A 6,748-nucleotide genomic window follows, 5' to 3' on the forward strand; every position below is an offset into this window, starting at 1 on the left:
GACCAGATGGCAGAGAAGTCCGCCAGTGCGGCGGCCATGCTCTCGCCCTTGCCGGGGAAGGTGCCGATCGAATGGTAGAGAAAATAGCCGGACATCTTCTGTCTCGCTCCTTGTGATCATGTGATCACAAAACGAAACGAGGATCAATCCTTTAAGGCTAAAGAAAAGCGGCAAGGTGCCAAAAAGCAGCCGATTGCTTTGGTCCAGCGCGGCCGCGACAGACCTTCTCTGTCTTTGGGTCAGCCCAACGCTGAGGAAGATCAGGAAGCTTTGCCGAAACCGGTGAAGTCGACCGTCTTGGGCTCTGGCACATCGGGGCAGATGGCGCGCAGCGTCATCTGCGTCGCCGTGATGTCCGCCACCACCTCGTCGCGGGCGCGGGCAAAGTCCTTGTCCTTCAGCGCGGCAATGATCGCGACATGCCTGCCCGAGGGCTCCATCGTTCCGGCGCGCATCAGCGGCGCCACGTGGTTGGACAACAGCCGCATATAGGGGCCGAAGCGCAGCCACAGCGTTTCGATCAATTGAAACAGCACGTCCGAGCCCGAGGCGCGGTAGATGATGAAATGGAACTGCTGGTTCTTGGCGATCAGCTCATAGATGCTGCCGTCGCGGCCGATCGCCTGCTGGTCGTCGGTGATGCGCTGCAGGCTGTCGATCTCGACCGTCGTCAGCCGCGGCGCGCCGAGTTCGGCCGCCAGCCCCTCGACGGCGAGACGGGCCCGGCAAAGGTCGTCGAGCCGCGCCCGCGTGACGACCGGCACGCAGGCCGAGCCGTTCTGTGAGATCTCCAGCGCGTTTTCCGCCGCCAGCCGCCGCAAGGCCTCGCGCACCGGCATGTTCGAGGTGCCGAAGGCCTCGGCCAGCGCGGCGATGGTCAGCACCTGTCCCGGATCGAAGCTGCCGACCATCAAGGCATGGCGGAGCTGTTGGTAGACGCCATCCTGGACGGTGATGCGTCCCGATACGGGTTCGAAGCCCAGAGCCACGGTTTTGCTTTCCTCAGATGCCGGCAGAAGCTATGTGCGATGCCCGAGTGCGCCCGCCGAAGCAAGCGTGATCATCTGATCACAGTTTGTGTTTAGAGCCAAGCGGCGGTTCGAATAGTCAAGGCGATGATCTCTGATCGAATCGGGCCCATGCCTTCAAACGTCAGCGCGAGTTTTCGGCGCGCCGGTCGACCTGGCGCAATTCACTCCGGAATAACAGCCGTCGCCTGGATCTCCACCTTGGCGCGGTCCTCGACCAGCGCCACGACCTGCATGGCCGCCATGGCCGGGAAGTGGCGGCCGATGACGGCGCGGTAGGCCTCGCCGATGCCCTTGAGATTGGCGCGATACTCGGCCTTGTCGGTGAAATACCAGGTCATCGAGGTGATGTGATGCGGCTCGCCGCCCGCCTCGGCCAGCACGGCGACGATGTTGGCGAGCGTCTGGCGTACCTGGCCGACGAAATCGTCGGTCTCGAACCGGCACTCGGCATTCCAGCCGACCTGGCCGCCGACGAACACCAGCCGGCCGCGCGCGGCGACGCCGTTGGCGTAACCGATGGGCTTTGCCCAGCCTTCCGGCTGCAGGATGGTGTGCATGACTAGACTCCCCCTAATCGAAATGCGGGCTGCGGGACATTCATCAGTCTCACGCCGCCCCCATGACCTGTCGCGCGATCACCACTTTCTGCACGTCGGATGCTCCCTCGTAGATGCGCAGCGCACGGATCTCGCGATAGAGGCTTTCGACGATGTGATCCTTGCGCACCCCGTCGCCGCCATGCAGCTGCACGGCCGCGTCGATCACCTCCTGTGCGCGGTCGGTTGCGAACAGTTTGGCCATCGCCGCCTCGCGGGTCACGCGTGGGGCCCCCATGTCCTTGGTCCAGGCGGCGCGGTAGACGAGAAGCGCCGCGGCATCGACATCCAGCGCCATGTCGGCGATGTGGCCCTGCACCATCTGCAGGTCCGCCATCGGCGCGCCGAACAGTTCGCGCTCTGCGGCGCGACTGACGCTCTCGTCCAGGGCACGACGGGCAAAACCGAGTGCCGCGGCACCCACGGTCGAGCGGAACACGTCGAGCACCGACATGGCGATGCGAAAGCCGTCACCGGGCTTGCCGATCAGCGCGGAAGCGGGGACGCGGGCGTTGTCGAACGACAGTCGCGCCAGCGGGTGTGGGGCGATCGTCTCCAGCCGCTCGGCGATGCTCAGGCCTTCGGTCTCGGCCGGCACGATGAAGGCCGAAATCCCCTTGGCGCCAGGCGCCTCGCCGGTGCGGGCGAAGACGATGTAGAGATCGGCGATGCCGCCATTGGAAATCCAGGTCTTCTCGCCGGTCAGCAGATAATCGTCGCCATCGCGCGTGGCCGTCATTTCCATGTTGGCGACGTCCGATCCGGAGCGCGGCTCCGACAGCGCGAAGGCCGAGATCGCCTTGCCGGCCCGCGTCTTGCCCAGCCAATGCTGTTGGTCCGGCGTGCCGAACAGGCTGAGCGCGCCGGTGCCGAGCCCTTGCATGGCGAAGGAAAAGTCGGCCAGCCCGTCATGGCGGGCAAGTGTCTCGCGCGTGATGCAGAGCGTGCGCACGTCGAGCGGTCCGGGATTGTCCGTGTCGAGCGCCGTCGGCTTCAGCCAACCGTCACGGCCGAGCTTCGCCACCAGCTCCCGGCAGGCGGCGTCGACATCGTGATGGTCGACCGGCAGGTTCTTCGCGCACCAGGCGTCGAGCTGGTCGGCGAGCTGGCGATGGCGCTCCTCGAAGAAGGGCCAGTTGAGGAAGGAACGGTCAGACATGTTTGCCTCCGCAGTTCTGCGAGGTCTGTGCTCTACGGCGCCCCCCTCTGTCCTGCCGGACATCTCCCCCTCTTGGGGGGAGATCAGCTGTCATGTCGGCTTTCGCCAATCGCCAAAGCCGCAAGAATGAGCGGGGCGCCGAAACCGCCAATCTCCCCCCTTGAGGGGGAGATGTCCGGCAGGACAGAGGGGGGTGCTGTCCCGCCAACGTGTCCAACAATCCGCCCATCTCAATTCCCCTCGAACACAGGCTTTTCCTTTGCGACGAACGCCTTGTAGGCGCGCTCGAAATCAGCTGTCTGCATGCAGATCGCCTGCGCCTGCGCTTCCGCCTCGATCGCCTGGTCGAGCCCCATCGACCATTCCTGGTTGAGCTGCGTCTTGGTGATGCCATGCGCGAAGGTCGGGCCGGAGACGATGCGTGCCGCCAGGTCGAGCGCGTCGGCCTCGAGTGCGGTCGACTCCACCAGCCGGTTGTAAAAACCCCAGCGCTCGCCTTCGGCCGCGCTCATGGTGCGGCCGGTGTAGAGCAGCTCCGCGGCGCGGCCCTGGCCGATGATGCGCGGCAGGATCGCGCAGGCGCCCATGTCGCAGCCGGCAAGACCGACGCGGGTGAACAGGAAGGCGGTCTTGGCTTCCGGCGTGGCGATGCGGATATCGGAGGCCATGGCGACGATGGCGCCGGCGCCGACCGCCACGCCGTCGACAGCGGAAATGATCGGCTTGCCGCAGTTGAGCATCGCCTTGACGAAGTCACCAGTCATGCGGGTGAAGGCGAGCAGCGCCTTCATGTCCATCTTGACCAGCGGTCCGATGATGTCGTGGACATCGCCGCCCGAGCAGAAATTGCCGCCATTGGGCAGGAACACGACGGCGTCGATATCGTCGGCGTAGACGAGATCGCGAAACGTGTCGCGCAACTCGGCATAACTGTCGAAGGTTAGCGGGTTCTTGCGCTCGGGACGGTCGAGCCGGACCTTCGCGACCTTGCCTTCCACATCCCAGAGGAAGTGCTTCGGCTTGAGGTTGGCCATGGCGCTCATTCGCGTCCCTCCCAGTTGCTGCGGAACGAAGTCAGCATGCCGGTCAGCCGGCGCGCCTCTTCCTCGCTGACAGTGCCGAGCAGCTCACCGACCCAGCTTTCATGCGCGGCGGCGATCTCGGCGAAGGCCCTCGACCCTTCCTCGGTCAGTCGCACCATCGAGGTGCGGCGGTCGCCATTGCGGCGCGCCCGAGCCACCAGCCCTTCCGACACCAGCCGGTCGACGATGCCTGTGACATTGCCGTTCGACACCAGCAGGAAGCGCGACAGGTCGCTCATCAGCATCCCCTCCTGCGACCGGTAAAGCGCCGCCATCACGTCGAAGCGCGGCAGCGTGGTGTTGAATTCCTTCTTCAGCCGCTCGCGCAGCTCCGCCTCAATCGTGCGCGAGGCGCGCAGCAGGCGGATCCACAGCCGTAGCCGCTCCTTGCCGGAGCCGGATCGGGTGGGCAACGGACCGGCTACCATGTCTCGCCTCCCGAGATCGAGATCGTCTGCCCGGTGATCGAGCGGGCGGCGTCGCCGCACAGCCACAGCACGGCTTCCGCCACTTCTTCCGGTTGAATGAAACGTCCTTGCGGGTTCGTCGCCGCCAGGCTTGCCCGCGCTTCGTCTGCCGACCGCCCGGTCTTGTCCACGATGCGCTGGATGGACTCCTCCAGCATGTCGGTCTCGACGAAGCCCGGACAGACGGCATTGACGGTGACGCCGGACTTGGCGGTCTCGGTGGCCAGCGCCCGCATCAGCCCGACGACGCCGTGCTTGGCCGCGACGTAAGGGGCCACATAGGCATAGCCCTTGAGGCCAGCGGTGGAGGCGATGAAGACGATGCGGCCCGACTTCCGCGCCAGCATGCCGGACAGCGCCGGCTTCACCGTCAGGAAGGCGCCAGTGAGGTTGACGTCGATCGTGCGCTGCCAGTCGGCCAGCGAAATCTTGTGCGCCGGCGTACTGCCGGCCATGCCGGCATTAGCGACCACGATGTCGAACGGTCCGCGCGCGGCCTCCGCTTTTTCGTAGAGGGAAACCATCGACGCCTCATCGGTGACATCGGCGGCGACGCCCGCGATGCGCGGGCTTTCCTTGCCCACTTCGGCAAGGGCTGCCTCACGTCGCCCGCAGATGGTGACGTTGACGCCGGCGCCGGCGAGCGCCAGCGCGATCGCCCGTCCGACGCCTGAACCACCGCCGGTGACCAAGGCATGCCTGGCCGTGGTTTTTGCGGTGGAGGTCATACCTTCAACCCCGCCGCCGCTTCGCGCTGGGCCAGCCGGTAAAGCTGGTCGCGGCCGGGCAGATAGGGATCCGGCCATTTGACGCCGCGGTCGCCGAGCGCCACCGCTGCATGCAGCGTCCAGTAGGGATCGGTGAGATGCGGCCGGGCCAGCGCGACGAGATCGGCGCGGCCCGCCATCAGGATCGAGTTGACATGGTCCGGCTCATAGATGTTGCCGACGGCCATCGTCGCCATGCCGACCTCGTTGCGGATTCGGTCGGAGAACGGTGTCTGGAACATGCGGCCATAGACTGGTTTTGCCGCGATCGAGGTCTGCCCGGCCGACACGTCGCAGAGATCGACACCGGCCTCGTGCAGCAGTTTTGCGATTTCGACCGCGTCGGCAGGTGTGACGCCCTCGATACCGACCCAGTCATTGGCCGAGATGCGCATCGAGATCGGCTTTTCCGAGGGCCACACGGCACGCACCGCGCGGAAGATCTCCAGCGGATAGCGCATACGGTTTTCCAGCGAGCCGCCATACTCGTCGGTGCGCCGGTTGGTCAGTGGCGTGATGAATGAGGACAAGAGATAGCCATGCGCGGCATGGATTTCCAGCATGTCGAAGCCGCAGCGGGCTGCCATCTCGGTGGAGGCGACGAACTCACCGCGCACCCTGTCCATGTCGGCGCGGTCCATCGCCTTCGGCACCTGGTTCTCGGGCGACCACGCCACGGCCGACGGCGCCATCACCGGCCAGTTGCCGGAGGGCAGCGGCACGTCGGTTCCCTGCCAGCCGACGCGGGTCGAGCCCTTGGCGCCGGAATGGCCGATCTGGGCGCAGATTTTTGCCTCGGTCTCGGTGTGGACGAAGTCGACCAGGCGCTTCCAGGCCACCTCGTGTTCCGGCGCGTAGAAGCCGGGGCAGCCGGGCGTAATGCGGCCTTCGGGACTGACGCAGGTCATCTCGATGTAGAGCAGCCCGGCGCCGCCCTTGGCGCGCTCCGCGTAGTGCGAAAAATGCCAGTCGGTTGGGCAGCCGTCGACGGCCTTGTACTGCGCCATCGGAGACACGACGATGCGGTTGTTGAGCGCCATGCCGCGTAGCTTGAATGGCGCAAACATCGGTGCCCGGCGCAGCCTGTTGCCGCCGGCGCCGGCCTGGTGCTGGAACCATTCCTCGGCGCCGCCCAGCCACTCGGCGTCGCGCAGCCTCAGGTTTTCGTGACTGATGCGCTGCGAGCGGGTCAGCAGCGAGTAGTTGAACTGCACCGGGTCGAGGCCGAGATAGCGCTCGACCTCCTCGAACCATTCCAGCGAATTGCGTGCCGCCGACTGCAGTTTCAGCACCTCGGTGCGACGAGCATCCTCATATTTGCGGAACGCCGCTTCGAGGTCGGGCTCGGACTCGACATAGTCGGCCAGCGCGACGGCGCTCTCCAATGCCAGCTTGGTGCCGGAGCCGATCGAGAAATGCGCCGATGCGGCCGCGTCCCCCATCAGCGCCAGATTCTCAAACGACCAGCGCTCGCACAGCACGCGCGGGAAATTGATCCAGGCCGAACCGCGTATGTGGTTGGCGTTGGTCATCAGCGCATGGCCGCCGAGATGCTTTTCGAAGATGCGCTCGCAGACCGCGATCGATTCCTGTTGCGACATCGCGCCGAAGCCGAAGCGCCCCCATGTCTGTTCGCTGCATTCGAC

7 protein-coding genes are annotated in these 6,748 nt (G+C 65.6%); all 7 read right to left on the minus strand.

Annotation, left to right across the window (positions count from 1 at the left end; genetic code table 11):
* Positions 1–260: 260 nt before the first annotated feature.
* Complete coding sequence (locus tag EOA33_RS19310; protein ID WP_127406302.1) at positions 261–989, minus strand: GntR family transcriptional regulator; 729 nt, start codon at positions 987–989, stop codon at positions 261–263.
* A 203-nt stretch (positions 990–1,192) separates the two neighbouring features.
* Positions 1,193–1,588: a RidA family protein gene (locus tag EOA33_RS19315; RefSeq protein WP_127406303.1), complete on the minus strand. Its 396-nt coding sequence runs from the start codon at positions 1,586–1,588 to the stop codon at positions 1,193–1,195.
* A 49-nt stretch (positions 1,589–1,637) separates the two neighbouring features.
* Positions 1,638–2,786 carry an acyl-CoA dehydrogenase family protein gene (locus EOA33_RS19320; protein WP_127406304.1) on the minus strand — a complete coding sequence of 383 codons (1,149 nt, stop codon included), beginning with the start codon at positions 2,784–2,786 and terminating at the stop codon, positions 1,638–1,640.
* Positions 2,787–3,016: 230 nt separating this feature from the next.
* On the minus strand, positions 3,017–3,829 hold the full coding sequence (locus EOA33_RS19330; protein ID WP_127406305.1) for an enoyl-CoA hydratase family protein: 813 nt from the start codon (positions 3,827–3,829) through the stop codon (positions 3,017–3,019).
* Positions 3,826–4,296: a MarR family transcriptional regulator gene (locus EOA33_RS19335; RefSeq protein ID WP_127406306.1), complete on the minus strand. Its 471-nt coding sequence runs from the start codon at positions 4,294–4,296 to the stop codon at positions 3,826–3,828. Before EOA33_RS19335 ends, EOA33_RS19330 begins: the two co-directional genes overlap by 4 nt.
* On the minus strand, positions 4,290–5,063 hold the full coding sequence (locus EOA33_RS19340) for an SDR family NAD(P)-dependent oxidoreductase (protein ID WP_127406307.1): 774 nt from the start codon (positions 5,061–5,063) through the stop codon (positions 4,290–4,292). Before EOA33_RS19340 ends, EOA33_RS19335 begins: the two co-directional genes overlap by 7 nt.
* On the minus strand, positions 5,060–6,748 hold a 1,689-nt coding region (locus tag EOA33_RS19345; protein WP_127406308.1), incomplete at its 5' end, for a bifunctional salicylyl-CoA 5-hydroxylase/oxidoreductase. The genes EOA33_RS19345 and EOA33_RS19340, both read right to left, overlap by 4 nt.

The organism is Mesorhizobium sp. M4A.F.Ca.ET.050.02.1.1 (assembly GCF_003997725.1).
Taxonomy (GTDB): Bacteria; Pseudomonadota; Alphaproteobacteria; order Rhizobiales; family Rhizobiaceae; genus Mesorhizobium.